This is a genomic window from Candidatus Accumulibacter contiguus, assembly GCF_012940005.1.
Taxonomy (GTDB): domain Bacteria; phylum Pseudomonadota; class Gammaproteobacteria; order Burkholderiales; family Rhodocyclaceae; genus Accumulibacter; species Accumulibacter contiguus.
This window is the reverse complement of the sequence record NZ_SPMX01000025.1, coordinates 40,971-65,968: the sequence shown is the minus strand read 5'-3', so window position 1 is coordinate 65,968 and position 24,998 is coordinate 40,971. Positions and strand designations below refer to the sequence as shown.

24 protein-coding genes and 2 pseudogenes are annotated in these 24,998 nt (G+C 60.6%); 16 read left to right on the top strand and 10 right to left on the bottom strand.

The annotated features are described in order from the left end of the window. Positions 1-159: 159 nt before the first annotated feature. On the top strand, positions 160-1,206 hold the full coding sequence (locus E4Q08_RS10470) for an inorganic phosphate transporter (protein WP_169070344.1): 1,047 nt from the start codon (positions 160-162) through the stop codon (positions 1,204-1,206). An 11-nt stretch (positions 1,207-1,217) separates the two neighbouring features. Further along, on the top strand, positions 1,218-1,877 hold the full coding sequence (locus tag E4Q08_RS10465; protein ID WP_169070343.1) for a DUF47 domain-containing protein: 660 nt from the start codon (positions 1,218-1,220) through the stop codon (positions 1,875-1,877). A 174-nt stretch (positions 1,878-2,051) separates the two neighbouring features. On the opposite strand, the gene E4Q08_RS10460 is transcribed toward E4Q08_RS10465, so the two are convergent. After that, the gene (locus tag E4Q08_RS10460) at positions 2,052-3,542 is read right to left on the bottom strand and encodes a CYTH and CHAD domain-containing protein (protein WP_169070342.1); all 1,491 of its coding nucleotides are present in this window, start codon (positions 3,540-3,542) and stop codon (positions 2,052-2,054) included. An 810-nt stretch (positions 3,543-4,352) separates the two neighbouring features. Here E4Q08_RS10460 and E4Q08_RS10455 point away from each other — a divergent pair. From E4Q08_RS10455 to tilS, 7 genes are all read left to right on the top strand, one after another. Next, a complete protein-coding gene (locus E4Q08_RS10455) occupies positions 4,353-5,069 on the top strand; it encodes a hypothetical protein (protein ID WP_169070341.1) in 717 nt (238 codons plus the stop codon). Positions 5,070-5,172: 103 nt separating this feature from the next. After that, positions 5,173-5,889, top strand: coding sequence for a hypothetical protein (locus tag E4Q08_RS10450; RefSeq protein WP_308240102.1), 717 nt, complete (start codon positions 5,173-5,175; stop codon positions 5,887-5,889). A 254-nt stretch (positions 5,890-6,143) separates the two neighbouring features. Continuing rightward, the gene (locus E4Q08_RS10445) at positions 6,144-8,360 is read left to right on the top strand and encodes a SulP family inorganic anion transporter (RefSeq protein ID WP_211203379.1); all 2,217 of its coding nucleotides are present in this window, start codon (positions 6,144-6,146) and stop codon (positions 8,358-8,360) included. Between the two features lie 192 nt (positions 8,361-8,552). Then, positions 8,553-9,062, top strand: coding sequence for a universal stress protein (locus E4Q08_RS10440; protein ID WP_169070340.1), 510 nt, complete (start codon positions 8,553-8,555; stop codon positions 9,060-9,062). Positions 9,063-9,194: 132 nt separating this feature from the next. Further along, a complete protein-coding gene (locus E4Q08_RS10435; RefSeq protein ID WP_169070339.1) occupies positions 9,195-9,812 on the top strand; it encodes a DNA-3-methyladenine glycosylase family protein in 618 nt (205 codons plus the stop codon). An 89-nt stretch (positions 9,813-9,901) separates the two neighbouring features. Next, a complete protein-coding gene (locus tag E4Q08_RS10430; RefSeq protein ID WP_169070338.1) occupies positions 9,902-10,870 on the top strand; it encodes an acetyl-CoA carboxylase carboxyltransferase subunit alpha in 969 nt (322 codons plus the stop codon). Next, the gene (tilS, locus tag E4Q08_RS10425) at positions 10,839-12,245 is read left to right on the top strand and encodes a tRNA lysidine(34) synthetase TilS (protein WP_169070337.1); all 1,407 of its coding nucleotides are present in this window, start codon (positions 10,839-10,841) and stop codon (positions 12,243-12,245) included. Before E4Q08_RS10430 ends, tilS begins: the two co-directional genes overlap by 32 nt. Positions 12,246-12,269: 24 nt before the next feature. Here the strand turns inward: tilS and E4Q08_RS10420 are convergent, their stop codons facing one another. Further along, positions 12,270-12,869, bottom strand: a complete 600-nt coding sequence (locus E4Q08_RS10420; protein ID WP_169070336.1) for a response regulator transcription factor — start codon at positions 12,867-12,869, stop codon at positions 12,270-12,272. Continuing rightward, positions 12,866-14,857, bottom strand: a complete 1,992-nt coding sequence (locus tag E4Q08_RS10415) for a sensor histidine kinase (RefSeq protein WP_169070335.1) — start codon at positions 14,855-14,857, stop codon at positions 12,866-12,868. Before E4Q08_RS10415 ends, E4Q08_RS10420 begins: the two co-directional genes overlap by 4 nt. Positions 14,858-14,948: 91 nt before the next feature. On the opposite strand from E4Q08_RS10415, the pseudogene rplU reads away from it, so the two are divergent. From rplU to E4Q08_RS10385, 6 genes and pseudogenes are all read left to right on the top strand, one after another. Then, positions 14,949-15,286, top strand: a pseudogene (rplU, locus tag E4Q08_RS10410) (50S ribosomal protein L21). Between the two features lie 19 nt (positions 15,287-15,305). Continuing rightward, positions 15,306-15,569, top strand: a complete 264-nt coding sequence (gene rpmA / locus E4Q08_RS10405; protein WP_169070334.1) for a 50S ribosomal protein L27 — start codon at positions 15,306-15,308, stop codon at positions 15,567-15,569. 94 nt (positions 15,570-15,663) lie between these two features. After that, positions 15,664-16,764 (top strand): Obg family GTPase CgtA, encoded by a 1,101-nt coding sequence (gene cgtA, locus E4Q08_RS10400; protein WP_034909231.1) that lies wholly within the window; start codon positions 15,664-15,666, stop codon positions 16,762-16,764. A 1-nt stretch (position 16,765) separates the two neighbouring features. After that, positions 16,766-17,884 (top strand): glutamate 5-kinase, encoded by a 1,119-nt coding sequence (gene proB, locus E4Q08_RS10395; RefSeq protein WP_169070333.1) that lies wholly within the window; start codon positions 16,766-16,768, stop codon positions 17,882-17,884. 118 nt (positions 17,885-18,002) lie between these two features. Further along, a complete protein-coding gene (locus E4Q08_RS10390; RefSeq protein WP_169070374.1) occupies positions 18,003-18,686 on the top strand; it encodes a class I SAM-dependent methyltransferase in 684 nt (227 codons plus the stop codon). Positions 18,687-18,725: 39 nt separating this feature from the next. Then, on the top strand, positions 18,726-19,475 hold the full coding sequence (locus tag E4Q08_RS10385; protein ID WP_169070332.1) for a lipopolysaccharide kinase InaA family protein: 750 nt from the start codon (positions 18,726-18,728) through the stop codon (positions 19,473-19,475). A 15-nt stretch (positions 19,476-19,490) separates the two neighbouring features. Here E4Q08_RS10385 and E4Q08_RS10380 read toward each other — a convergent pair. The 7 genes and pseudogenes from E4Q08_RS10380 to E4Q08_RS10350 all read right to left on the bottom strand — a co-directional run bounded on the left by E4Q08_RS10380 (position 19,491) and on the right by E4Q08_RS10350 (position 24,810). Then, a pseudogene (locus tag E4Q08_RS10380) lies at positions 19,491-20,311 on the bottom strand (MFS transporter). 16 nt (positions 20,312-20,327) lie between these two features. Beyond that, entirely contained in the window at positions 20,328-20,681 is a 354-nt protein-coding gene (locus tag E4Q08_RS10375) for a DUF190 domain-containing protein (protein WP_034919762.1), read from the bottom strand. Between the two features lie 261 nt (positions 20,682-20,942). Continuing rightward, the gene (gene crcB / locus E4Q08_RS10370) at positions 20,943-21,329 is read right to left on the bottom strand and encodes a fluoride efflux transporter CrcB (protein WP_169070331.1); all 387 of its coding nucleotides are present in this window, start codon (positions 21,327-21,329) and stop codon (positions 20,943-20,945) included. Positions 21,330-21,375: 46 nt separating this feature from the next. Beyond that, complete coding sequence (locus E4Q08_RS10365) at positions 21,376-22,245, bottom strand: PEP-CTERM sorting domain-containing protein (RefSeq protein WP_169070330.1); 870 nt, start codon at positions 22,243-22,245, stop codon at positions 21,376-21,378. Between the two features lie 336 nt (positions 22,246-22,581). Further along, positions 22,582-23,349, bottom strand: coding sequence for a 3',5'-cyclic-nucleotide phosphodiesterase (locus E4Q08_RS10360; RefSeq protein ID WP_169070329.1), 768 nt, complete (start codon positions 23,347-23,349; stop codon positions 22,582-22,584). 94 nt (positions 23,350-23,443) lie between these two features. Next, positions 23,444-24,127, bottom strand: coding sequence for an FHA domain-containing protein (locus E4Q08_RS10355; RefSeq protein WP_034915265.1), 684 nt, complete (start codon positions 24,125-24,127; stop codon positions 23,444-23,446). A gap of 14 nt (positions 24,128-24,141) precedes the next feature. Continuing rightward, on the bottom strand, positions 24,142-24,810 hold the full coding sequence (locus tag E4Q08_RS10350) for a PP2C family protein-serine/threonine phosphatase (protein ID WP_308240101.1): 669 nt from the start codon (positions 24,808-24,810) through the stop codon (positions 24,142-24,144). On the opposite strand from E4Q08_RS10350, the gene E4Q08_RS25730 reads away from it, so the two are divergent. Next, a complete protein-coding gene (locus tag E4Q08_RS25730; protein ID WP_308240107.1) occupies positions 24,767-24,895 on the top strand; it encodes a hypothetical protein in 129 nt (42 codons plus the stop codon). The genes E4Q08_RS10350 and E4Q08_RS25730 overlap by 44 nt on opposite strands. Positions 24,896-24,998 lie beyond the last annotated feature (103 nt).

The window sequence follows — 24,998 nt, the reverse complement described above, 5'->3', positions numbered from 1 at the left end:
CGATTTGCCGCCGATCCTCCTGACGCACGATTCATCCCCAAGGCACCCTGGCTACGCTGCCGACGCCAACAGAATGTGTACAATTTCTGATTTTCGTGAATAATCCGCGCACTTTTTACAAGAAGAGGGCCGCGAGGGCCTTTACCAGAAAGGGGGCGTATGGAATCTCTATATTGGCTGGCCGTGGCGACCGTGGCAATCGTGTTGTTCTTCGATTACACCAACGGCTTTCATGATGCTGCGAACATCGTCGCGACGATCATCGCATCGCGGGCAATGACGCCGGCGCAGGCGGTCGTCGTCGTCGGGGTTTTCGAGTTTCTCGGACCCCTGCTCGGTGGAACGGCGGTGGCCAACACTATCGGCAAGTTCGTCGACTTGTCGACCGTGGACGCCCATCTGGCGGTATTGATTCTGTTCTGCGGTCTGCTTGGCGCCATCGTCTGGAATCTCGCGACCTGGTGGTTCGGCATTCCCTCATCGTCGTCGCATGCGCTGGTCGGTGGACTCGCCGGCGCGGTGGTCGCCGCCGTCGGCTCGGAATACGTGATCTGGGGCTGGTCGCCGCTGATGCACGAAGGCAAGCTGCTCGGCGTGATGAAGGTGCTGGTCTCGTTGTTCCTCTCGCCGGTGCTGGGTTTCTGCGTAGGTTTTCTGATTTTCCGCCTCGGCCGGAAGGTCATGGCCAGCGCCAGGCCGACCGCCAATCAGACCCTGAGGAAGCTGCAGTTCGTCACTGCTGCGTGTCTCGCGTTCTCGCACGGTGCCAACGACGCGCAGAAGAGCATGGGCATGCTGACGCTGGTGCTGCTGCTCGGGGGCTTCATCCCGAAGTTCGAGGTGCCTTTCTGGGTGATCCTGGCCTGCGCCACGGCGATCACCCTCGGCATCCTGTCCGGCGGCTGGCGCATCGTGCGCACGCTCGGTTTTGCGATTTATCGGGTCCGCCCACTGCACGCGTTTTCGTCGCAACTCACCTCGGGCTTCCTGATTCTGACCGCTTCGTATCTGGGTGCACCGGTATCGACCACGCACGTGGTCGCCACCTCGATCATGGGTATCGGCTATTCCGAGCACCCGCGTGCCGTGCGCTGGAAAAAGGCGGTTGACATCGCCAAGACCTGGGTGATCACCATCCCTGCTTCGGCACTCACTTCCATTGTCTGCTACGCCATTGCCAGGATCATTCTTGGCCACACTAACTGAGGAGATGAACCATGGACGAAAATCAAAGCCAAACCGAAGAGAACAAGCCCATTTTCCGCCGTCTGTATGAGCGGGTATTCCCGACCGTTGCCGATTTCTTTGGCATGCTTGCCGAGCAAAGCGCGAACGCTGCCGAAACGACTCGCCTGCTCGTCGAATTCATGGAAACCGGCGATACGGCCATCAGCCAGAAGGTCCGTGACGACGAGCACGAAGCCGACCGCATCAAGGCCGTCAACCTCAGCGTCTTGAGCGATGCTTTCTCGACGCCGGTCGATCGCGAAGACCTGTTCCGCGCGATCACGACGCTCGACGACATCGTCAACTACTGCAAATCGACGGTCGTCGAAATGGACATGCTGGGTCTGCAACCCGACAAGCACAGCCTCGAAATGGCGCTGCACATCCGCGAAGGTGCCGACGCGCTGGCCAAAGGTTTTGGGCGTCTGGCGACTGATCCGGCCGGTGCCGGCGTCGATGCCAACGCCGCCAGGAAAGCCGAACGCACGGTTGAAAAATCGTATCGGCGAGCGATTACCGCGCTCTTCCAGGGTGATGACTATCTGAATATGTTCAAGCGCCGCGAAACCTATCGCCACCTCTCCAATGCCGCTGACCGCGTCTCTGATGCAGCGCGCGCGCTGAACAACATCGTCGTCAAGCTGGTCTGAACGCTGCCGCAGCACAAGATTCCGCGGCTCCTTACGGATAGCGTCCGGAGGAGCCCGGAATCCTCGAATCTTCTCCGGTGGGCAAATCCGTCTTCAACCGATGCCCCCTCTCCTGCTTGCAGGTGAGGGGCGATTCGTGAGTCATTGACGCGATCCACAAAAGTTGCACGGGATTCAAGCAGCCGGCGTCCTCCACGGTGCCGCCTGCTGGTGAAAATCGTCCAGCAGGCGGCCCAGTTCGGGCAATAGCTGTTCAGTTTGCCCTTCGAGCCAGCAGCGTATGCCCTCCCCCTGCTCACCGGGCAGCGCTTCATGGATCAGTTCGCTGGCCACAGCCAGATCGTTGAGTCGGCCGAGCATTTCCTGCAGGCCGCTGGCCGACAGGTGGTAGTTGCGCAGCCGTTCGCCGGGGAAGAGTGACGCGAAAAATTCGATCGCGTAGCGCAGTCGCTTGTAGGCCACACGCAGACGATGGCGGGCCGTCGCGTCGCCGCACAGTGCCTGTGCCGCGAGTTGCCTGACCTGTTTGGCGCGCTTGTCGAGGCAGCGCGGCACAAAGGCTTCGAGTGGGCGCGCTTCGCCCTCGGGAAGCGCCAGAATGGCGGCAGTGAATTCGAGCAACAGCCGCGAGTAATCATCCGTTTTGAGTGCGCTGCGCGCTGCCTGGCGATTGATGGCGCAGCGACGCTGCGCGTAGTTCGACAGGCGAGCGATCGCGACGCCTTCCGGGAGAGGGAAAGCAGCAACGATCGATGGCAAGGTCTCGGCAAGAAACACATCCCAGTTTCGCGTTTCGCCGAGTTGCCTGGCCAGAGCCTGCCAGAGCGGGTCGAAGCTGCTCACGAAGTCCTGCGGGAGCAGTGGCTTCCAGACCCGAATCGCCGAACGCAGACGGCGGATCGCGACGCGAGCCTGATGGACAAACTCGGGATTGTCGCTTTCCCGCAGTCCCTGCTCATTGCTCTGCAGGTGTTTGAGGCAGGCCAGCCCGATCGTCCGGAATGCGGCAATCGCCGACATCCCGGTGTTGATCTCGATGGGAAGCGCCTTGACCACCGGCCATTGTTCCGCTGCCAGAATCCGGTAGCCACGCAGGAGCTTGCTGGCGGCTTCCGGGTGCAGGGAAAGATCGGCCTGCAGTTCGCTGGCGGTGGAAAACAGGTCAGCGACACCTCCCGACAACAACTCTAGCCGGATCTCGCAGATTGCCTGGCGCCGTCCTTCGGCCTCGATCCAGCCGCGATCGAGTGCCAGTTCGATGCGTACGTCTTCGCGCGGTGCCAGCAGCCAGGCGCTGCGCGTGAAACTGGCGATAAATGCCGGCCGCAGTTCTGCGCGCACGGATTCGAGCAGATGACGCAGCGTACCGTCCTTGACCTGCGAGAAATCGATTTCTCCGGGCGCACCCACCAATTCCCACTCGTCATGTCCCGCCTGCCTGTCCTGCGGCGGGGCCTCCCGCCGAATCGACGACAGTGAGGTCGCCCCCTGTCTGCCATGGCGAACGATCACCCGCTCGCGCCGCAAGCGTTGGTCTGCGGTGTCGTAATAGGTATTGACGACGCGTTGGCGAATCGGTTTGGCGGCGGTCAGCAGCGGATGCTTGGCCAGCCTGCTGGCCACTCCGGGCGTTAGGGAGAGATTCAGTTCGGTTTCAATAGCCATATGACAAGCTCCTGAGAATTGGGGTGACCTGGCCAGGAGCATCCAATTCCCACTGAGCAAGCCACTTGCATATGAAAACGGTGATCGGAATATCCGTTACCGCAGTTCAAGCACAAGCCATGCCAGCCCTCTGCCGCCATCAATATTCACCAAAGATCAAGTCGCTAGGCGCGCAGCCAGAGGCGCCACTAAAACTTTTACGGGTGCAACAAATCGGACGATGCGCCGCCATCCGATCTGCTGACAATTGGTATTACCCATACATAACAGCCAGTTACGGTCGGCCAGCGGAATCTGTCGCAATGCAGGAACGTTACACCTGTGACCAGTGAGCGATCGGCTTTCGACCGGTTCAGCACGAACGGGATTTTTCCATCATTCATCGGGTGCCCCCCTTCGCCCTCAGCGGCCCGCATGGCTGCGGTGTCGAATGGCTCGCTCATCTTGTATCGGGTACGGTGTTTAGCTGGGGTCATGGTGTAACACCGCATTCTCCGGCAGCCTCCTGCATTTTCCATCAAGTATCTGAATTAAAGTGGAGATGACTGTCTTGCCAGCCCGGCAGCGGGTTTCTGATGGCGTTTTGTTGCACCCCCAAGGGTTTCGCGCAGACCCGGTCGATCGATTGCATGGCGCTGATTTTACGCGAGAATGAAATTTCTGTTTAAGCTGGTACGATATATGCTTTATCCAACTCTATGAGAGCAGAGCGACCGCGATCGTTCTTGCCGAGCAAGCAAATCAACATTTCAACATTCCACTGATGACCATTTCTCCAGCCGCCATTGCCGCAGAACACAGGTGAACGCCATGACCCCCATCGCCGTTTCACAAGTTGTGCGTAGAGTCCGTCCGCTCGTGAGTGCTGCCGAAGCGCCGGATTTCTTCGTCATGATCGACCAACAGGCCAGGATGGTGGTGAATCTGGCAAGGGTGCTTGCCGAGGTGCTGCAGGGGAAAGAGTCGGCACATTCGCTGCGCCTGCTCGAAATGGAGCAGCGTCGTGAAGAACTGCAGCGGCGAAATCAGGCAGTGGTTGATTCGCTCCCGCAAGCCGGGATGGGCGAGATGCACTCGACGATGGACGCTCTGGATCGGGCCGCAGTGCTTCTGATCCGGGCCGCTCGCGACTGCCATCCGGGGTGGTCGGCCCCGGATGCCGCCGCTTTCCAGATGTTGGCGGTGATCCAGAAAGCGATCGAGAGCCTGCAGAATGGCTATGCCCGGCTGGCAAATGGCTCACCAGCAGCCGAGTACGATGCCGACGCCGCCATCGTCAGCCAGAGTGCGCTGGCTAGCGGGAAAACCCTCGTGCGGGGAGTACCGGCTACTGAGGAGCGATTCCTCGCACCGTCGCAGGGGATGTCTCCAGCGCACGCGTGCTGGCCGTACGGTCTGCATGAAAATCTGAACAAAATCGCTCATGAACTTTCTGGTGCCGGTGTCATTCTCAAAAGTTGGTCCCGGCAACTGTCTGCCGGAAGCCGCGGCTTTGCCCTCTTCCCCCAACAGTTCGTGGCCAGCTGACATGCAAGCCATTTCCAGTATTTCAAGAAGCACTGGCAGCCAGAGGCAGCTTGCCCCAGGCGGGTCAGTCTCCAGTTTTTTACTTCCAGCAGGAGAAATCATTGTGGAAACTCAAGTGCAAGCGGCACCAAGGTCCGCCATTTCGCGGTCGATCGAAAGCGATCTCGACAGCTATCTGGATGCCATAGCTGATGCTACGGCGATCTTCAGGGAAGCGGTAGACGCTTATCTGCAAGGTGGGTCTGAAGGGTCATGCTGGCGGCAAGCCGGAAAAATCTCGGAGCACCTGCGCACGCTCGACGACATGCAACAGAGACTCGAGACCGGCGTGCGTCCGCAGTCGGCATTGGGGGATCTGGTTGCCGAAATGATCGACCCGCTGACCGGTGTGAGCCGGCTGCTCAAGGACATGAAACGGCAGATCACCGGTTTTGCCATCGAATCGGGTTTTTCGAGCCCTCGCCGCTGCGTTCCTGCGTACCTGGTTCCGGACTTGCAGGAACTGAGTGACGAGGTCTGCGCCGCGGTCGACGCGCTGGTCGAGAGCTATCGCCCATCGCTGCTGTGGTGGGAACAGCCGTTTTCGGGCGAGGCAGAGCATGGCGTCAGTTGGTATGAAAACCAGGCAGACCGTCTCTCGATGCAGATTCTCAAGAAAATCTTTGCCGACGACAGCATCGACCTCGAAGTGAAACTGCCGCTGGCGCAACTCGTGGAAGAGATCGACCGCGTGGCTGACCAGGCCGAAGGAATCGACAGAGAACTCCGGGCCCGCCGCATGGCTGGCCTGCCCACTGCCGCCGGCAGGGATTCGCACTGAGTCTTCTGCATCCGCTTCCAATGGCGCAGCCGGTCTTGCCCGATAGTGTTCGGGCAAGACCGTTTTGCGTTCACTGCTTGCCCGGCGACCAGCAGCCGGTCTTTTCACCTTCCGCTAAAAAAGAACCAATCGTGTTAACATCGCACGCGGCCCAGGCTGGGTAGCCTGGGCCGCATTGCTTTGCGTCGCTTGGGCTCAAGCGGGCCGTCTGGTCTGCAGCGGCATTTTTCATGAGGGATTGAAGGGAGCCTGAGATGGAACTGGCAATCAAGTTCAAGAACGACAAGCTGGTCGGCGATTTCTGGGGCGGTCTTGCGGCAATGCTGGTCGCCCTGCCGTCGGCGATCGCTTTTGGCGTGACCATCTATGCGGCCATCGGGCCGTCGTATGCCGGCCTGGGCGCTCTGGCCGGGATTCTCGGTGCCACCGCTCTCGGACTCGTGGCCCCGGCGCTGGGCGGTACCAATCGTCTGATTACCGCTCCCTGCGCGCCGGCCGCAGCGGTTCTCTCGGCCTTTGCGATTGAACTCGTGCAGCACGGGGTAGCCGCGCCGTCGATCGTGCTGATGTTGACGGCCCTTGGCCTGGTGTCCGGGCTGGTGCAGATCCTCCTGGGTTTCATGGGGATCGGCAGCCTGATCAAATACATTCCGTTTCCGGTGGTCAGCGGCTATCTGACCGGTGTCGGCCTGATCATCATCGGCAGTCAGATCCCGAAATTCCTGGGTGTTCCCGGCGGTACGGCGTGGTGGCGGGCACTGATCTCACCGGAACTGTGGCAGTGGCAGAGCGCGCTCATCGGTGCCGTCACGGCCGGCGTGATGATCACCGCACCGATGCTCACGCGCGTTGTGCCGGCGGCCATTCTCGGCCTGCTGGCCGGGGTGCTGAGCTATTTCGGACTCGCCACGGTCGATGAGTCGCTGTGGGTCATTGCCGATAACAAGCTGATCATCGGTCCGCTTGGGGGAACGGCGTCCAGCATGTTCGAGGCGATCACCGGTCGCTGGCAGGAAATCGGCGAACTGAAGCTGAGCCAGATCGGCAGTCTGCTCGGAACGGCCTTCACGCTCGCCGTTCTGCTGTCGATCGACACGCTGAAGACCGCCGTCGTTCTCGATGCCCTGACCCGCAGTCGCCACGATTCCAACCGCGAGCTGATCGCGCAGGGCCTCGGCAATGTCGCTTCCGCATGTGCCGGTGGCATGCCAGGCGCCGGCCAGATGGGGGCGACGCTGGTCAATCTGGCGAGTGGTGGCCAGACCCGCGTCTCCGGGGTCGTCGAAGGCGTGCTGTCGCTGATCGCTTTTCTGGCTCTGGGAGCATTCATCGCCTGGATTCCGGTCGGCGCGCTGGCCGGCATCCTGATCGTCGTCGGCATCCGCATGATCGACCGGCACAGCCTGCATCTGCTCGAGTCGCCGTGGACCCTGATGGATTTCATCGTCATCGTGGTGGTGGTCGCCGTGGCGGTCGGTTACAGCCTGATCGCAGCCTCCGGCGTCGGTGTCGCGCTGGCGATGTTCCTGTTCATTCGCGAACAACTGAGCAGCACGGTGATCCGTCGCAAAATGGACGGTGGCAGCCGTTTTTCGAAGCGTGTCCGCCTGCGCAAGGACATGGCCATCCTCGAGAAGGAGGGTTACCAGTCGGTCATTCTCGAGCTGCAGGGCGGCCTCTTTTTCGGGACCAAGGATCAGTTGTACACGGCACTGGAACCGGAACTCGGCAAACGCAAGTACATCGTTCTCGATATGCGCCGCGTGCAGTCGGTCGATGTCACGGCAGTGCATCTGCTGAGCCAGATCCGCGATTCGCTGATCGAACGCGATGCTTTCCTGATCTTCAGCAGCCTCTCGCATACCCTGCCAAATGGCCGGAATATTGCCGAGTTCTTCGACCAGATGGAACTGACCAGCATGACCGACCATGTCAAGGTCTTCGGTCAACTCGATGATGCCGTCGAGTGGGTTGAAGACCAGATCCTGGACCAGGGCCAGGGTATGGCACCGACGGCCGAGATCACGGCACTGGAACTGAAGGATCTCGAACTTTTCAAGGATCACAAGGAGGAGACACTGATCGACCTGGAAGCGGCCTTGCAACGACGCTCGCTGGTCAAGGACGAGAAGGTCTACTCTTTTGGCGATCCCGGCAACGAGCTCTACCTGATTCGCAAGGGCGCGGTCCGCATCACTCTGCCGAGCCCGGTCGAAGAGGGCGGCCACCACTCGCTGACCTACGGGCGCGGCGACTTCTTCGGCGGCATGGCATTTCTGTCGCAGATGACCCGCCTCAACGATGCGACGGCGCTCGAAGACACCGAACTCTTCGTGCTGCAGCGCGAGCAGTTCGAAGTACTCCGGGAAGAGCACAAACGCCTGGCGTGCACCCTGGTCGAGGAGCTTGCCAAGGTCTTGGCCTTGCGCCTGCGCTACGCCGACAAGGAGCTCATGGCCATGCAGGAATAGGGTAGTAGGGCCAGCCCACATGCAGCAGGCAGCCTGTAGGCCGGACTCCGCCATATTCCTCGCGAAGTGCCGGCTCGGCGCATTCGCTGCGGACTACTTTTTTCAGACGGATTTGTAGTTGTTGGGTGGAATTGGGCTATCATCACGCGCGTCGATGGCTACTGAATGGCGCTAACCCGAGGGAGAACGAGGATGTTTCAGCATATCTTGCTGCCGACCGATGGCAGCCAACTATCCCGAGATACCGCACAACGCGCGGTTGACTTTGCCAAGGCAGCCAATGCCACCATCACCGCCCTGTACGCAAAGCCGACCGAGCAGGAATCGGAGAGTTATGGCAATATGGTGGAGCCTGCCGTGCTCGCGCAGATGGTTTCGGGTTGCGAAGGGAAAGCCAAGGAGTACCTCGGTTTCATCAAGAAACTGTGCAAGGATGCCGGGGTCGCGTGCACGGCGCTCGCGGTGGTGAGTGAGAGCCCGTGGGAGGCGATCGTGAACGCCGCCGAGGACCACAACTGCGATCTCATCTTCATGTCCAAACATGGCCGCGGTGGTCTGTCCTCGCTACTGCTCGGCAGTGAAACCTACCGGGTACTGACCCACTCCAGCGTCCCGGTTCTCGTCTATCGCCCGCCCGAGGTCGATGCGAACCGTCGCAAGGCCAAAGAAAGAGCCCGCGAAAAAGACCGGAAAAGAGCCTGACCCAGACCCGCTCAGCGGCACTCCACGTTTAATGTGGAAGTCGCATCAGCGACTCACGAATTTACCCTGAGCCTTGTCGATGGGCTCCCCTCTCTACCCGCGGGAGGAGGCTTGGGGAGAGGGGAAACGGTCATGACTCCCAGCTACTGGCAGCAGGCTTCTGCCGATCTCGCGCAGCTTGACCCGGTGCTGTCCGCTCTCGTGAAGCGTTTTGCCGGTAAGACGCTGGTTTCGCGTGGCGACCCCTTCGTGACCCTGCTGCGGTCGATCATCGGACAACAGATTTCCGTGAAAGCCGCCGACAGTGTCTGGGCGCGCTTCCTGGCAGCCCTGCCGGCGGTGACTCCGGTCGCGCTGCTCGCGATGGAAGCCGAGACGCTGCGTGGCTGCGGGCTGTCGGTGCGTAAAGTCGAGTATGTGGTGGATCTGGCTCGGCATTTCGTCAGCGGGCAGATTCACACCAATCGCTGGTCGACGATGAGTGACGCCGAGATCACTGCCGAGTTGACCGCGGTGCGCGGCATCGGTGTGTGGACTGCCGAGATGTTCCTGATCTTCAATCAGTTGCGTCCCGATGTTTTCCCCCTCGACGACCTCGGCCTGCAGAAAGCCGTGGCCATTCACTATTATGCCGGAGAGCGTCCGGGGCGGCGTCTGCTTGCCGAGCATGGCGAGCGCTGGCGGCCGTGGCGTTCGGTGGCGACCTGGTATCTCTGGCGCAGCCTCGATCCGGTCCCCGTTGAATACTGAACCGAGCTGGCGCGCTGGGCAGGCGAGCGGCAGGCCTTTCAGGTTAGAATAGGGCGCTTTCAGATCCGTACGCTTGCAGACTGCCCTTGATGAAAACCAGTTTTCTCGACTTTGAACAACCGGTCGCCGAGATCGAAGGCAAGATTGAAATGCTGCGTTCTGCGCAGGATGTTTCTGCCGTCGATATTTCCGACGCCATCACGCGTCTCGAGCAGAAAGGCCAGACCCTAACCCGTGAGATCTATGCAAGGCTCTCGGCCTGGCAGATCTGCCAGGTGGCACGACATCCACAACGACCTTCCACGCTCGATTACCTGCGTCTGATTTTCACCGACTTCGAGGAACTGCACGGCGACCGGGCTTTTGCCGACGATCACGCGATTGTCGGTGGCCTGGCGCGCCTGAACGGCGATCCGGTGATGGTGATCGGCCACCAGAAGGGGCGCGACACCAGGGAGAAGATCTTCCGCAATTTCGGCATGCCGCGCCCGGAGGGTTACCGGAAGGCGATGCGCCTGATGCACTTGGCCGAGAAGTTCGGCATTCCGGTGCTGACCTTCATCGACACCCCGGGCGCTTATCCCGGCATCGACGCCGAAGAGCGTGGCCAGTCCGAGGCGATTGGGCGCAATCTCTATGTGATGGCGGAATTGCAGGTGCCGATCATCGTTACCATCATTGGTGAGGGGGGATCGGGAGGGGCGCTGGCGATCGGCGTCGGCGACCTGGTGCAGATGCTGCAGTACTCGACCTATGCGGTGATTTCCCCCGAAGGCTGTGCCTCGATTCTCTGGAAGAGTGCCGAAAAAGCGAGCGAAGCTGCCGAAATCATGGGCATCACCGCGCCCCGCCTGCAATCACTGGGTTTGATCGACCGCATCGTCAATGAACCGACCGGTGGCGCCCATCGGGATCATCAGGCGATGGCGCAGAACCTCAAGCAGGCGCTGCAGGAAGCGCTGCAGAAACTGGCTGCACTACCCGCTGCCGATCTGCTCAAGGCACGCCTGGACCGCCTGATGGCCTATGGTCGGGTCAAAGCGCCGGCACTGCGCTGAGTATTCCGCGTCGGCAGCAGTCCGGCAGATCCAGCAGACGCTCTCGGCATTCCTCGCAGTGCGCGTGGTGCCCGCTGCCCGCCTGTGTGTCGCTCTTTCCGGTGGTCGCGACTCGCTGGTCCTGCTGCACGCGCTTGCTGAGCTGCGCTCGTCGAACCCGGCTTTCGAGCTGTCGGCAGTGCATGTCCATCATGGTCTGAGTACCAACGCCGACGCCTGGGCTGGATTCTGTACCGACTTCTGCGCGCGTTGCGGCGTTCCTCTCGAAATCGTTCGCATCGAGGTGCCGCGCGCTGGCGTCGAGGGGCTGGAAGCCGCGGCACGGCGCCTGCGCCATGCGGTGTTTGCGAACTGTTCTGCAGACTGGCTGGCGCTGGCACATCATCGCGACGATCAGGTCGAGACGGTACTGTTCCGGATGTTGCGCGGTGCCGGCGTCAGCGGAGCTGCCGGGATGCCTGCGGAACGGCATCAGCGCGACGGTCCGCGTCTGATTCGTCCGTTGCTCGAGGTGCCGTCTGCGGTGATCGCGCTTTACGCACAAGAGCACTCGCTGACCTGGGTGGAAGACGAGAGCAACAGCGATTTGCGCTACCGCCGGAACTACTTGCGGCACGAGCTGATGCCGCGCATCGAGGGGCAGTTTCCCGGTGCTGCCAATGCGCTGGCACGTGCCGGGCACCATTTCGCCGAAGCCGCACTGCTGCTCGAAGAACTGGCGCAGGCCGATCGGGCGGCCGCAGCAATGCCATCAGGGCGCATTGATCTTGCCTATTTCAATTCGCTGAGCACGCCAAGAGCGCGCAACCTGTTGCGCTTCGAGTTGCTGTCGGCGGGCTTTCGCGGCCCCGATGCACGCTGGCTCGACGAGGCATTACGCCAGTTGTCTACGGTCGATACGGCTTCGGAAACCTGCATCCGCTCAGCCGATGGAGAAATCCATGCCTACCGGGGAGAATTGCATGTCCTTCGCCAGTGTCCAGCCGTTCCCGCAGGCGACGTGCCCTGGTGTGGTGAAGAGGAACTGCCGTGGGGTGCTGACCGCGTCACATTTACGCCGACCACTGGCGCCGGCATCAACCGCCACAGGCTGGCCGGCGCGCCGCTCCGGCTGACTTCCCGGCAAGGCGGTGAACGTCTGCAACCGGACCCGCAGCGACCCTTGAGAACCCTCAAGAAACTGCTGCAGGAGGCCGCCGTGCCACCCTGGGAACGGCTCCGCCTGCCGCTGCTGTGGTGTGGTGAGCGCCTGGTCTGGGTGGCCGGGATCGGCGCCGATGCGGCCTTTGCCTGTCCTCCGGGTGAGCCTGGACTGCTGCTCGCCTGGCAGAGGGCAGTGCCGCCGCCCGCCGGTCATCTGTTCTCGCAGCGCTGAGCGCAGGGTGCCCGCGCAGCCTGGTCAACGCTTTCCGGCCAGGAGTTGTGCCAGTTCGACAGCAGTCCTGACGCCCATTTTTTCGAAGAGATTGGCACGGTGTACTTCAACGGTACGCATGCTGATCTGCAGTTCGTCGGCAATCACCTTGTTGAGCTTGCCGGCGAGAATCCTTTCCATGACCTGTCGCTCGCGTGTCGTCAGGCGGCTGCAGAGGGTGTTGACCGAATCGGCACCCGATGCCGCGGCGCGCTGGTTCTTGTCGAGCTGCAGGGCTTCGATGACGCGATTGACCAGTTCGTTGTCGTTGCAGGGCTTTTCGACAAAATCGAAAGCGCCTTTCTTGAGCGCCGAGACGGCCATCGGCACATCTCCGTGACCGGTCAGGAAGATCACCGGCAGGCGGTTGCCGCGCTCGTTCAACAGGTCAAACAGTTCCGGACCGCTCATCCCCTCCATACGGATGTCGAGCAGCAGGCAACCGGCAAGCGAAGGCTGCCAAATCTCCAGGAAGTCTTCGGCCGATGGATAGCTCAGGCAGGCGACGCCGCGTGACTCGAGCAGCCAACCGAGGGAGTCACGGATGGCTTCGTCGTCGTCGACGAGATAGGCGTGCGAGCTCATTGCCGGCCAATCGGAAGCGTCATCACAAAAATCGAGCCGCCCTCGGGATTGCTCTCGACCCAGAGGCGGCCGTGGTGAAACTCGATGATCGAACGACAGATGTTCAGTCCCATGCCCATGCCGTCCGCCTTGGTCGAGAACAGGGGAGTAAACAGTTTTTCTTCCATCTCCGGCGGGATGCCGGGGCCACGATCGATAACCCGGATTTCCATATGATTTTCCAGCTGGCCAAGCTTGATCGTCAGGCGCCGTCGATGGGCCGGGGTTTCAGCCATTGCCTCGATACCGTTGCGCATCAGGTTGAGCAGAACCTGCTCGATCATCACCTGATCGGCCAGCAATTCCGGGCGCATGCCCTGGATCTCGCGGACGATACGCACGCCGCGGCTCTTGGCTGCCCCCTCGATGAAGCCGATGCTGTCATCAATTGCTTCGGCGAGATCGCAGGCGGCGAGCTTGGGTTCGCTCTTGCGCACGAAGTCGTGCACGCGGCGGATGATGTGGCCTGCCCGCTGCGCCTGCACAGCCAGTTTTCCGAGCGCCTCCTTGAGCTGTGCGGTAGTGAAATTGCCGGACTCGAGCTTGTTCAGACAGCCCGCATTGTAGCTGGTGATCGCCGCCAGGGGCTGGTTCAGCTCGTGCGCCAGCGTCGACGCCATCTCACCCATGGTCACCAGGCGTGCGGTGACCTGCAGCTTTTCCTGTTGCTGGCGGGCAAGCTCCTCGGCGTGCTTGCGCTCGGTAACGTCGATGATCGATCCCATCCAGCCCGTCTGCCGGCCATCCGCGTCGATCAGCGGAGCTTCGTAGATGAGGGCGTCGAAACGGCTGCCGTCCTTGTGCATCAGACGAATCTCGAAGCCCTCGTGCGGCGCCTTGCCTTGCAGTACGCGGTTGTTGAGCAGCAGGGTCCGCTCCATTTCCTCCGGCGCCCAATAGGGCATCGGCGGCTCCCTGCCGATCAGTTCTTCGGCGCTGAAGCCGACCATCTGCAGGAAAGCGGGATTGGCGTAGGTCACCCGGCCGTCGAGGTCGCGCGCGCGCATGCCGATCACCAGAGAATCTTCCATCGCCTTGCGGAAAGCGTATTCCGAGCGCAGCGCCTGTTCGGCGAACAGGCGCCTCTGGATCAGCCCGCGTACCGCCCACAGGCTCCAGAAAACCGCTGCGGCGAGAATGATGATCAGCGTCGCAATCAGGGTTTGCGCCAGGTTGTCTGCACCACGATAGGCCGTCACCTGGAGCACCATGCCATAGCCGGGTGGATCAAGGCTGACCGGGTAGCTGAGCGTTGTCGACGAGGCGTCGATCTTTGACTTGCTGGCCAGCAGACTGCCGTTGCCGTCGACGATGCGCACCTGGTATTTCTCGGCGAACCACCAGGGAACCTGCTGCTTGAGCATGCCATTGAGCGAATAGACACCGAGCAGGGTACCGTGGTAGTGGCCATCATCAAAGATCGGCACATACACCTCGAACTGGCTGGCCTCGGCCGTCCGGTAGGCATCGCTGTAGATCGGTTTGCCTAGGCGGGCCAGTTCGATCGATCGTTTGAGGGGGTCTTCGCCAGGCGCTTCCTGCCTCGCCCGCGGCAGGCCTTGCGTCGGCATCCCGTGAATGGCTCTGGCGGCTGCGTCGAGCCACAGCAACTGCCGAAGTTCGGGGTTGTTCTTGAGGATGTGGCGAGCCCGCAGAGCGAAGATTTCCCCTTGATTTCTTGCCCGTGCCAGGTCGAGTGCGAGTTGCTGCAGCTGTTCGGAATTGCCCTCGAGGTGAAAACGCATGCTTTGCTCAAGCCAGAGCACATCGGCAATCAACGTCGAGCGCTGCTCATCGATTTCATTGCGGTGCAGCAGCCACAGCAGTGCGATCAACAGTACCAGCAGCAGACCCACCGCCAGCTTGAGGATCGATAAATACCAGTTCGACCACTTCAGGGAAGAGGAGCGCCGGCGTTCATACTGGTAGGTGAGAGAGAGTTCTTTCATGGCAGTTCATCTTACACCGCCAAACCCTTTGACGATAAAGTGAACAACACGTAAAATATGCGGTTCTTCGCTTCGTTATTTGGAGTCCAACATGTACGCGGTCATAAAAAACCGGTGGCAAGCAGTATCGAGTTGTCAGCGGCGAAAAAATTGAAAATAGAACAGATACCGGCAGAAGTTGGCGCAGAACTCACCCTTGATCAGGTTCTCATGGTTGGCGAAGGCGAAACCGTGCAGGTCGGCACGCCGACCGTCAGCGGCGCCACGGTCAGGGTCACTGTGCTTTCGCATGGTCGTCACGACAAGATCCGGATTTTCAAGATGCGCCGTCGCAAGCATTCGATGAAGCATCAGGGGCATCGCCAGAATTACACCGAAATTCGCGTTGACGCCATTGCCAATGGCTCTGCGCCCGAAGCTTCGGCCTGACTTGAGAGGAATCTGACTCATGGCACACAAGAAAGCAGGCGGCAGCGTACGTAACGGCCGCGACTCGGAAGCAAAACGTCTGGGCGTCAAGCGCTACGGCGGTCAACTGGTACGCGCCGGCAACATCATCGTTCGCCAGCGTGGCACTGCCTACCACCCTGGAGAAAACATGGGCATTGGCAAGGATCACACCCTCTTCGCGCTGATAGACGGCCACGTGCAGTTCGCGATCAAGGGAGCGCTGAACCGGCGCACGGTCAGCATCATCCCGGTGACCGTCTGAAGAGCGCTAGCGGTCAAGGCCAGGCAGCCCTGCACGAAGCCCTATCCTTGCCGGTAGGGCTTTTTGCTTTGCAATCTCGCGATAGGGAGCGCGCATGAAATTCATCGACGAGGCGAAAATTCTGGTTGGTGCCGGCGACGGAGGCAACGGCATTGCCTCGTTCCGGCGCGAGAAATACGAACCCGAAGGTGGCCCGGATGGCGGCGATGGCGGACACGGCGGCAATGTGCACGTGCTTGCCGACCGCAACGTCAATACCCTGATCGAGTACCGCTATGCCCGCAGGTTTCGTGCCAAGCGCGGCGAGAACGGCGGTTCCAGCGACTGCTACGGCAAACGCGGCCAGGACCTGACCTTGCGGGTGCCGGTCGGCACGCTCATCGCCGATGTCAATACCAACGAAATACTTGCCGACCTCGACGAGGACGGCAAGAAAGTGCTGCTGGCCAAAGGTGGCCGTGGCGGCCTCGGCAACATCCACTTCAAGTCGAGCGTCAATCGCACACCGCGCGAATGCACGCGCGGCGAGCCCGGCGAACAGCGTGACCTGCGGCTCGAGCTGCGCCTGCTGGCCGATGTCGGCCTGCTGGGCCTGCCCAACGCCGGCAAAAGCACCTTCCTGCGGGCCGTTTCGGCAGCCCGTCCAAAGGTGGCAGATTACCCGTTCACGACCATCGAACCGCATCTTGGCGTGGTACGCGTGGACCAGGACAAGAGCTTCGTGATCGCCGACATTCCCGGCTTGATCGACGGCGCCGCTGCCGGCGCCGGCCTGGGCATCCGCTTTCTCAAACACCTGATGCGCACGCGCTTGCTGCTGCACATTGTCGATCTGGCGCCGCTCGACCCGGAGGCTGACCCCGTCCGAGATGCAATGACCATTGTTCGTGAACTGGAAAAATACGACCCGGAGCTTGCCAGCAAGCCGCGCTGGCTGGTTCTCAACAAGCTTGACCTGATTCCGGAGGACGAGCGCGAGCAGCGTATTGCCGAATTTCTGCAGGCCTTACAGGCCGACATGACCGCCACCCCGAGCTTCCGCATCAGCGCCATCAGCGGCGACGGTTGTCGCCTGCTGACGCAAAAACTCCAGGAGGCGCTGGACCGATTGCCACGCGTTTCCCCCGCAGCCGTCCCGACAGCTGCCGCCGCGCAGTTTCCGGACGATCTCTTCGAAGACCGGCAAACCTCCTGAAATGGCCACCACCCGTACCGCCTCTGCCCGCCGAATGGTCATCAAGGTCGGCTCGGCGCTGGTCACCAACAACGGAGAAGGCCTCGATCTGGCTGCCATCGACGAGTGGGCCAGGCAGATCGCCGAGCTATGCCAAACCGGCAGGCAGGTCATTCTCGTCTCTTCCGGAGCGATTGCCTGCGGCCTGCAACGTCTGGGCTGGAACAGACGCCCGCGCGCCGTGCATGAACTGCAGGCGGCGGCGGCTGTCGGCCAGATGGGACTGGCACAGGTGTATGAACGCGCCTTTGCCCGCTACGACCTGCATACCGCGCAGATCCTGCTCACCCATGACGACCTCGCCGACCGCAAGCGCTACCTCAATGCCCGTTCAACGCTGAGCACCCTCCTGCAGTTCGGCGTCGTGCCCATCATCAACGAGAACGACACTGTCGTTACCGACGAAATCAAGTTCGGTGATAACGACACGCTCGGCGCGCTGGTGGCCAACCTCGTTGAAGCCGATTGCCTGATCATCCTCACGGATCAGCAAGGCCTGTTCACCGCCGATCCCCGCAAGGACGCAAGCGCCACGCTGATCAGGGAAGGACTTGCCGGAACTCCCGCCCTGGAAGCGATGGCCGGCGGCGTCGGCAGCGAACTCGGCAAGGGCGGTATGATCACCAAGGTGATCGCCGCCAAACGCGCAGCACGCAGTGGCGCGCACACCGTCATCGCCAGCGGGCGAGAGACTGACGTGATTGTTCGACTGGCACGTGGAGAGCCGCTCGGAACGTTGCTGGTCTCGGAAACCCAGCCGCTCACGGCACGCAAGCAATGGCTCGCGGACCATCTGCAGCTCAATGGCAAACTGGTTCTCGACTGCGGCGCCATCGATGCGCTCCGGGACGGGAAAAGTCTCCTGCCGATTGGCGTGCTTACGGTCCAGGGCGATTTTGAACGTGGTGCAGCGGTTGCCTGTGTCTCCAGCGAAGGCCAAGAGGTGGCACGCGGCCTGGTCAACTACGGCAGCAGCGATGGCCGGCGTATCGCGCGCCGTGCCAGCCAGGAGATCGAAGACATTCTCGGCTACATCGACGAGCCCGAGATCATCCATCGCGACAACCTGATTCTCACCTGACCGCAGCCCTCTGAAGGCGTCAGCGCGAGGAGTCGGCGGTGCCGACGGCCAGCTCTATGGTATGCTTGATACCCCACCGCACACCAGCCGCACCACGGCGCCCACTCCAAGCGAAGACATGAGCGACCAGCAGAAACCGGCCATTCACCTGTCCTTTTCGGACAAGTATACCGACACCCATTCGCAGGAGTACTTTCAGAAGCACAACGAGAAAAAGCTCTCTGACCGCATGGAGCACCGCATGGCCGCCCGCGCCCTGGCCCTGGCCGGCAACCCGGCGTCGGTGCTTGACCTGCCCTGTGGCACGGGACGCTTCTGGTCGATGCTGGCCGAAAACCCGCAACGCGAGCTGCTGGCTGCCGATTACAGCGAAGCCATGCTCGAAGTCGCCAGAAAAGTGCGCGACCCGGCCGTAGTGCGGCGTTTTCGCCTGCTGCAGTGTTCCGCCTTCGAGATCACACTGCCCGATGACAGTGTCGACTGCATCTTCTCGATTCGCCTCATGCACCACATTGGCGAATCGGCCAACCGCCTTGCGATGCTGCAGGAATTCCGTCGTGTGACCCGCGATACGGTGGTGCTGTCGCTGTGGGTCGACGGCAACTACAAGGCCTGGCGCCGCCGCAGACTCGAACAGAAGCGCCAGCAAAATGGCGAGAAGAGCGACAACCGTTTCATCGTGCAGCGTGCCCAGTTCGAACGTGAGTGCCGTGATGCCGGCTTCGAGATCGTCGGCCACCTTGATTTCCTGCCGCGCCTGTTCATGTGGCGCACCTATGTTCTGCGCAAGAAAGCCGTCTAGCCTGCGCATGGCACGGCATTCTCGGTAAAATCGTGCCCGGTGAAAGCTCGTGATCTATTTCCGGACCAGTTGGCGCGCGAGCAACTGGGCGCCAGCCAGCTCGCTGACTTCGAAGCTTTGTGGTCACTCAGCACGGACTGGCATGAAGCGCCGAATGAACGCCGTGGCGGCTGGAGTGGTGTCAGCCGGCATGTGCTCGATGATGGCAGCGCCATTTTCCTGAAACGACAGGAAAACCACCTGTGCCGAACGTTGCGTCACCCCTGGCGCGGCATCCCGACTTTCTACCGCGAGTACCGGAACATCCTGCGCCTCAGCGCGCACCAAGTCGGCGCGGTCGAGGCGCTCTATTACGGCGACCGGCTGGAGCCCGGCCGCTGGCGCGCGATTCTGGTGACGCGCGCGCTCGACAGCTTCATCAGCCTCGATGAGTGGAATGCCGTGGCTGCATATGACGAGCAGTCGCAGCGCCAATCCCTGATCACGGCCACTGCCCTTGCCTGCGCTCGCCTCCATCATCATCGCCTGCAACACAGTTGCCTGTACGGCAAGCATGTATTCGTCCGGCGCACACCGGCGATGGGCAACACCTATCAGGAAAGTGACGTGCGTTTCATCGATCTGGAAAAGCTGCGCAAGGGCATCCGCCGTGAGCGCGTGAGCAAGCATGATCTCGATCAGTTGCTGCGCCATACCGACGGCTGGAATGATGGCGACTGGAACATTTTTCATGCCGTTTACCGGCAACAGCGTGCGGCCTTGCAGGACCATCAGGTCACGCTTCGCTGAAAATGCGTATCCTCATCAACTCCGCAGTGCCCACAGGTGCAGCAGAAGCGCCGCCAACGAAGCACAGGCCGCAGAGAAGGCAAAAGCCACGAGCGGACAAACGGATTGCCACAACCAGCCGAAGATTACCGAGGCAGGCAGCAGCAGAAGACCCACAGTCAGGTTGAACCAGCCGTAAGCGGTGCCCAGCATTTCCTTGCCGACCAGGTCGGCGACCAGGGCTTTCTCTGCCCCTTCGGTCGCCGCCAGGAACAGGCCGTAGAATGCGAACAGTGGCCACAGTAGCAGCGGCTGCGGATTCACCCCCAGCAACAAATAGAACACGCAAGGATGTTCGCCAATGGCACTCGTTCGGCGAGCAGCCAGGCTGCCAGCAGTGGCCCGACGACGGCCCCGGCGTTGTCCAGGCTACGATGAAAACCGAAAGCCAGTCCGCGCCTGGCCGGATCCACCGTCAGCGCCAGCAGCGCATCGCGCGGCGAAGTTCGCAGGCCTTTGCCGACCCGGTCGGCAAAGCGCAGCAACAGGAGCATCGGCCAGGAAGTGGCGAAGGCCAGCAGCGGGCGCGCGATCGCAGCCAACGCATAGCCGCCGACCACCCAGGGCTTGGCCGAACGTCGACGATCCGAGAGCACTCCGGAAAAGAGTTTGAGCAGACTACCCGTTGCTTCAGCAATTCCCTCGATGATGCCCAGCGCCTTCGGGCCGGCCATCAGTGCCGAGGCGAGGTAGATCGGCAGCAGCGGGTAGATCAGTTCGCTGGTGGAATCGTTGAAAAAACTCACCAGGCCGAGCAGCCAGACGGTTCGTGGCAATTCGCGCAAGCTTCCGAACATGTTCAGGGCCGCCGCGTCAATCGTCAGTCGTCATCCCAGGCGGGTCTTTGGCGTCCGGATTGATGATGGCGAAGTGGGCCGGGATGCGTGTGTAAAAGATACGGAATTTTTCCTGGCGAATCAGATCGAGCAGACGTTGCCCTTCTTCCTCGGTGACCACGAACTCGACCTCGATACCGCCGCTTCCCGCCAATTCGAAGAAATGATCTTCATGCAGGGCATGGCGTCGTCCGAAACCGCCAATCGACCGAAACGCCGAACCGCCCCGGATTCCGAGTTGATTGCCTCGCTCGAGCAGCCACTCCCAGAGCCGAACGCCGTGAAGTTCCTCCCTTTCGCTGACATAGAATCTCAGAAATGAGCCTTCCATCCTTGTCTCCTTCTCCTTGAATCCTCTTCGTCACGCCATTTCCACTGCGGACTGGCAGCATTCATGTGAAAGTCGCATCAGCGACTCACGAATCCTGCCCTCGCCCGCAAGCAGAAGAGGGGTCGGGGGCGAGATGGGGAATTCGCGGAGCCTGCCCCGTGCCCATCAAGCGATTCCGGCGTGCAAACCGGAATGCGCCCTGCAAGGGAGGAAAACGGTCATGACTTTCATGATCGGGGGTGCCTGGAGAAGTCATGACCGTTAGGCCGAATTCCTCGCCCAGACGATGGTGGCAATGCCGGCAAAAGTCATCAGCACTGAGCCCACGACGTGCGCCGCGACAATACCGAGGGCCCACAACACACGCCCCTGCTGCAACAGCGTCGCCAGTTCGGCGGAAAAAGTCGAAAATGTGGTCAACCCGCCGCAGAAACCGGTAATCACCAACAAGCGCCATTCCGGGGAAAGCGCCGAGAACGAGGCGAAGAAGGCGATCGCCAGGCCGATCACGTAGGCACCGATCAGATTCGCAGCCAGCGTTCCGGGTGGAATGGTCGGAAAAAGAGCATTGAGCTTGATCCCGAGTTGCCAGCGCAATAATGCGCCGAGCGCAGATCCAACGGCGATGGCGAGGATTGATTTCCACATACAACGGCCCTGGTAACAGTCATGGCCGTCAGGGTATCGAACCGCCCTACGCCGAGCGGCGCCGCCGCAAAGCGATCAGCCCTGCAATACCTGCACCGACCAGGGCGCTCGTCAGTGGCTCAGGCACCGCCTGCGGCTCTGCATAGATGAAGTCATCCATGACCACCGCATCATCGAGGCCAACATAGTTGCCGTCAATGCCGTGCGCACCCGAGACTATGCGCACACGCGCGACTCTCTCGCCTGCGTCGAACGAGACGCCCAGGAACGAGAATGAGCCCTGGCTGTTGCGCCCGTCTGCAGTCGGGAAGACACCTTCCACCGGGAATAGCCCGAGCGACACGTCGCTGGTGTCAAAGAACTCCAGCGACGCGCTTCCCGTGTAATCCACGTCGGAGAAGACGACGCCCATGCCGCGCACCGTCGCTGCCAGCCCCGGACTTCCCGGTACGGAGAAGGTCACATCGGTGATATTGCTCCCCATGCTGGCGAACATCCTCGCCGGGCTGAATGCATCGAACTCGGCAGGGCCGAAGCTCGCTTCGTCGGAGAACTCGGTGGCGCTCACACGAAAGCCGGTCCCTGGCGTGGAGAATGTAGCCCCGCGAATCCGGCCAGCTGGCTGGACACCGGTCGTACCATTGAAGAAATTACCCGGAAACGCATTCGGCGAACTAGCCCCCGCTGGTACCGCATCCCAGTTGATCTCCCGTCTGCCTGTCGTACAGGGCCCTGGCGCACAGGCTCCGGGGGGATTGAGCACACCGCCCAGATCGCTCCGGAATGAGCTGATGAGCGCGTTGAAGGTGGGATCTGCGGCGCCACCGGTGGTCACTGCCGAGCGAATGACCACCGCTTCGGCGAGAGGCGCCATTGAAAGCGCCATCCCGGCCAGCAATATTCCTGTTTTAGTCATCTGTAACCTCCGTGTACGTGTACCGCAATTTCGACGGGTTCCCCCCAATCGGGATGAGAATTACGTGAACGTGATACCCCTGGTTTCGCCGGCACCAATGCAGCAATGGTCGGACGGTGAAAAAGCAAGCACATAGTGTGCCAAAAAAAATTTTTCACATAAAACCAATGACTTGAAGTCCACAAGCCCGCATCTATTGTGTGCAGTGTAAAAATTCCCGACAGTTTTACTACACAATGAACGAGTTCGCGGCCCTTCGCATCGGAGCATCCAGTCCAAGTGTGGATGTTTGCCATCAAACGCTGATGTATAGGTGCATACTTTTTCGTGATTTCATCAGAACTCGAAAACCTGATTGTTCTGCAACATCCTCGGTTTGAAGTCACCGGCGCAGGCCTGGATTTCAGCCATTGTCAGCTCGATCTGACTGGGTTTCAAATGACTGATATAGATTTCTGCAGGGATTGACAGCTTCTTCAGTTCATTCGCCAGCATCTTCGGACAGAGGTGCTTGGAGATTTCGGCAAGCATCTGATCGCGGTTCGGAAAAGCCGTTTCAATCAGCAAATAGCGCAGGTTGGCAATACGATTGACCACCGGCCAGAAGGCATCATTGGCGGTCGTATCGCCGGTAAAGACCAGGCTGCCCAGCCCCGAGTCGAGCTGATAGCCCACTGCGGGAACCGTGTGCTCTGCAGGAAGCGCCGTAATCGTTCTCTCACCAAGCCGCACCGACTGCCCGAGGCAGATGGACTGGAAGCGCATAATGGCTTTCTCGCGGCTCGGGATCACGCTGAAATCTGGCCAGATTGCCCAGTTGAAGATATGCCTGCCGATGATGTCGAGTGTCGCAGCCGTCGCGTAGACCGTTAGCGGCTTGTCGCGCAAGTCGCTGACCGAATCGATCAGCAGCGGCAGCGAGGCGATGTGATCGAGGTGCGAGTGAGTCAGGAAAACATGGTCGATGAGCGCCAGTTCAGCAAGCGACAAATCAGCGACGCCCGTCCCTGCATCGATGAGCAGATCATTGTCGACGAGCATCGCCGTGGTGCGCCGAAGATGTCCGCCAATGCCTCCGCTACAGCCGAGAACCCTGACTCTCATGGTGGAGTCACCGGATTCATCTGCTTACCGAATCTGCCCGTTATGGTAGGAAAGAAAGCCGTGCTGCTTGGCCCGAAGAGAACACGATTGCCCATCACTGCTTGAGGAAGAATTCCATCTTCACCCCGGCAATCTCGATCAGGTCATGGTCCTTCAGATGACGAGCCTGGGCGTCAACAGCACGGCCGTTCAACATCGGGAATGCCCCCTCGACGTGGGTCAGGAAGTAGCCGTTCGGTCGTCTGGCAATCACCGCCACCTGACCAGGTTTGCCGAGAGTCGTCAAAGTCTTGGTCAGTTGCAATTGATGGCCGGCATTCGAACCACTGAGCAACTGAATGACCGCCGAGGCGGCGGCGGGTGCCGACGGAGCAGGCTGCGATGCACTGGCAGAAGTCGTCGCATCAGCGACCCTCGAAACATTTTGCACAGGTGCCGACCGCGGCGGCTGTGTGGTCTGGTCATAGGGTGAAACCTCGTTCGGTGCGAGCGGATCGACGATGTACTTCATCTTGTACTTGCCAAGCTCGATGACATCGTTATCCTTCAGGAAATGCTTCTTGACCGGCTGACCGTTGACCAACGTTCCGTTGGTGCTGTTGAGATCCTCAAGAAAAGAATCGTTGAGAATGGTCACCACCGCCGCATGTTCACCGCTGATCGCCATATTGTCGATCTGAATGTCATTATGTGCCTTGCGGCCGATGCTCACCCGCTCCTTGAGCAGCGGGATTTCCTTCAGAACCAGACCATCCATGCTGAGTATGAGCTTTGCCATCGCCTTCATCGTCCTTAATTGCGCCATGACCAGAGTCTGGACCAACCCCTTTTGGCGGCCGGAAACGCATGCAAAACCTTGATCACAACCACCGAGATATTGTCGCTCCCACCATTGTCGTTGGCCATCTGGATCAGTTGCGCGGCAGAAAGATCAAGATTGACGGAGAACATCTCCAGGGCATAATGAATTTCCACATCTTCGACCAGGTCGTAGAGACCATCGGAACATAACAGGTACACATCCCCTGGCCGCACCGGGTGAACATGGATCTCGGCTTCGACCTCTGAATCGACGCCGACAGCACGCGTCACCAGGTTCCGTTGCAACGAATAACGTGCGTCTGCAGCCGAAATCAGGCCACTATCAATTTGCTCCTGCAGGACGGAGTGGTCATGGGTCATGGCCATGAATTCTTCGCCCCGCAGACGATACAGTCGCGAGTCGCCAATATGTGCGACGACCACCTGATCATCGCAAAATACGGCAGCGACAAGCGTGGTGCCCATCCCGCCGAACTTCGACTGACTTTCCGACGCCTGATAGATCGCAAAGTTCACCGCCTCGATCTGTTCCTTGAGGCAACGATGTGCAAACATCTGTCCGCTGCGGCTGTCAGTCTGGTACGCGGCAGTCGCCTTGAAAGCCGCTGCCAGCCTGGCCGACAGGAGCTTCGTCGCCATGCTGCTGGCGACTTCTCCGGCATTGTACCCCCCCCATCCCATCGGCCAGGATCACCAACCCTTGATCGGCATCGGCAAACACTGAATCTTCATTTGTCCCCCTGACCAATCCGGGGTCGGTACGGAAGGCGATTTCCAGCGCCCCCAAAAGAGTGTTTGTCACATCCTCTCCCATCACTGATCAGCAA

Coding starts and splice junctions, on each gene's coding strand:
- E4Q08_RS10455 (WP_169070341.1), top strand. CDS start 4,353: ATGACCCCCATCGCCGTTTCACAAGTTGTGCGTAGAGTCCGTCCGCTC.
- crcB (WP_169070331.1), bottom strand. CDS start 21,329: ATGTGGAAATCAATCCTCGCCATCGCCGTTGGATCTGCGCTCGGCGCA.
- E4Q08_RS10430 (WP_169070338.1), top strand. CDS start 9,902: ATGAAAACCAGTTTTCTCGACTTTGAACAACCGGTCGCCGAGATCGAA.
- cgtA (WP_034909231.1), top strand. CDS start 15,664: ATGAAATTCATCGACGAGGCGAAAATTCTGGTTGGTGCCGGCGACGGA.
- E4Q08_RS10470 (WP_169070344.1), top strand. CDS start 160: ATGGAATCTCTATATTGGCTGGCCGTGGCGACCGTGGCAATCGTGTTG.
- E4Q08_RS10460 (WP_169070342.1), bottom strand. CDS start 3,542: ATGGCTATTGAAACCGAACTGAATCTCTCCCTAACGCCCGGAGTGGCC.
- E4Q08_RS10445 (WP_211203379.1), top strand. CDS start 6,144: ATGGAACTGGCAATCAAGTTCAAGAACGACAAGCTGGTCGGCGATTTC.
- E4Q08_RS10415 (WP_169070335.1), bottom strand. CDS start 14,857: ATGAAAGAACTCTCTCTCACCTACCAGTATGAACGCCGGCGCTCCTCT.
- E4Q08_RS10440 (WP_169070340.1), top strand. CDS start 8,553: ATGTTTCAGCATATCTTGCTGCCGACCGATGGCAGCCAACTATCCCGA.
- E4Q08_RS10350 (WP_308240101.1), bottom strand. CDS start 24,810: ATGGCGACGAAGCTCCTGTCGGCCAGGCTGGCAGCGGCTTTCAAGGCG.
- E4Q08_RS10390 (WP_169070374.1), top strand. CDS start 18,003: ATGAGCGACCAGCAGAAACCGGCCATTCACCTGTCCTTTTCGGACAAG.
- proB (WP_169070333.1), top strand. CDS start 16,766: ATGGCCACCACCCGTACCGCCTCTGCCCGCCGAATGGTCATCAAGGTC.
- E4Q08_RS10355 (WP_034915265.1), bottom strand. CDS start 24,127: ATGGCAAAGCTCATACTCAGCATGGATGGTCTGGTTCTGAAGGAAATC.
- E4Q08_RS10465 (WP_169070343.1), top strand. CDS start 1,218: ATGGACGAAAATCAAAGCCAAACCGAAGAGAACAAGCCCATTTTCCGC.
- E4Q08_RS10360 (WP_169070329.1), bottom strand. CDS start 23,349: ATGAGAGTCAGGGTTCTCGGCTGTAGCGGAGGCATTGGCGGACATCTT.
- rpmA (WP_169070334.1), top strand. CDS start 15,306: ATGGCACACAAGAAAGCAGGCGGCAGCGTACGTAACGGCCGCGACTCG.
- E4Q08_RS10375 (WP_034919762.1), bottom strand. CDS start 20,681: ATGGAAGGCTCATTTCTGAGATTCTATGTCAGCGAAAGGGAGGAACTT.
- tilS (WP_169070337.1), top strand. CDS start 10,839: ATGGTCGGGTCAAAGCGCCGGCACTGCGCTGAGTATTCCGCGTCGGCA.
- E4Q08_RS10420 (WP_169070336.1), bottom strand. CDS start 12,869: ATGAGCTCGCACGCCTATCTCGTCGACGACGACGAAGCCATCCGTGAC.
- E4Q08_RS10365 (WP_169070330.1), bottom strand. CDS start 22,245: ATGACTAAAACAGGAATATTGCTGGCCGGGATGGCGCTTTCAATGGCG.
- E4Q08_RS10435 (WP_169070339.1), top strand. CDS start 9,195: ATGACTCCCAGCTACTGGCAGCAGGCTTCTGCCGATCTCGCGCAGCTT.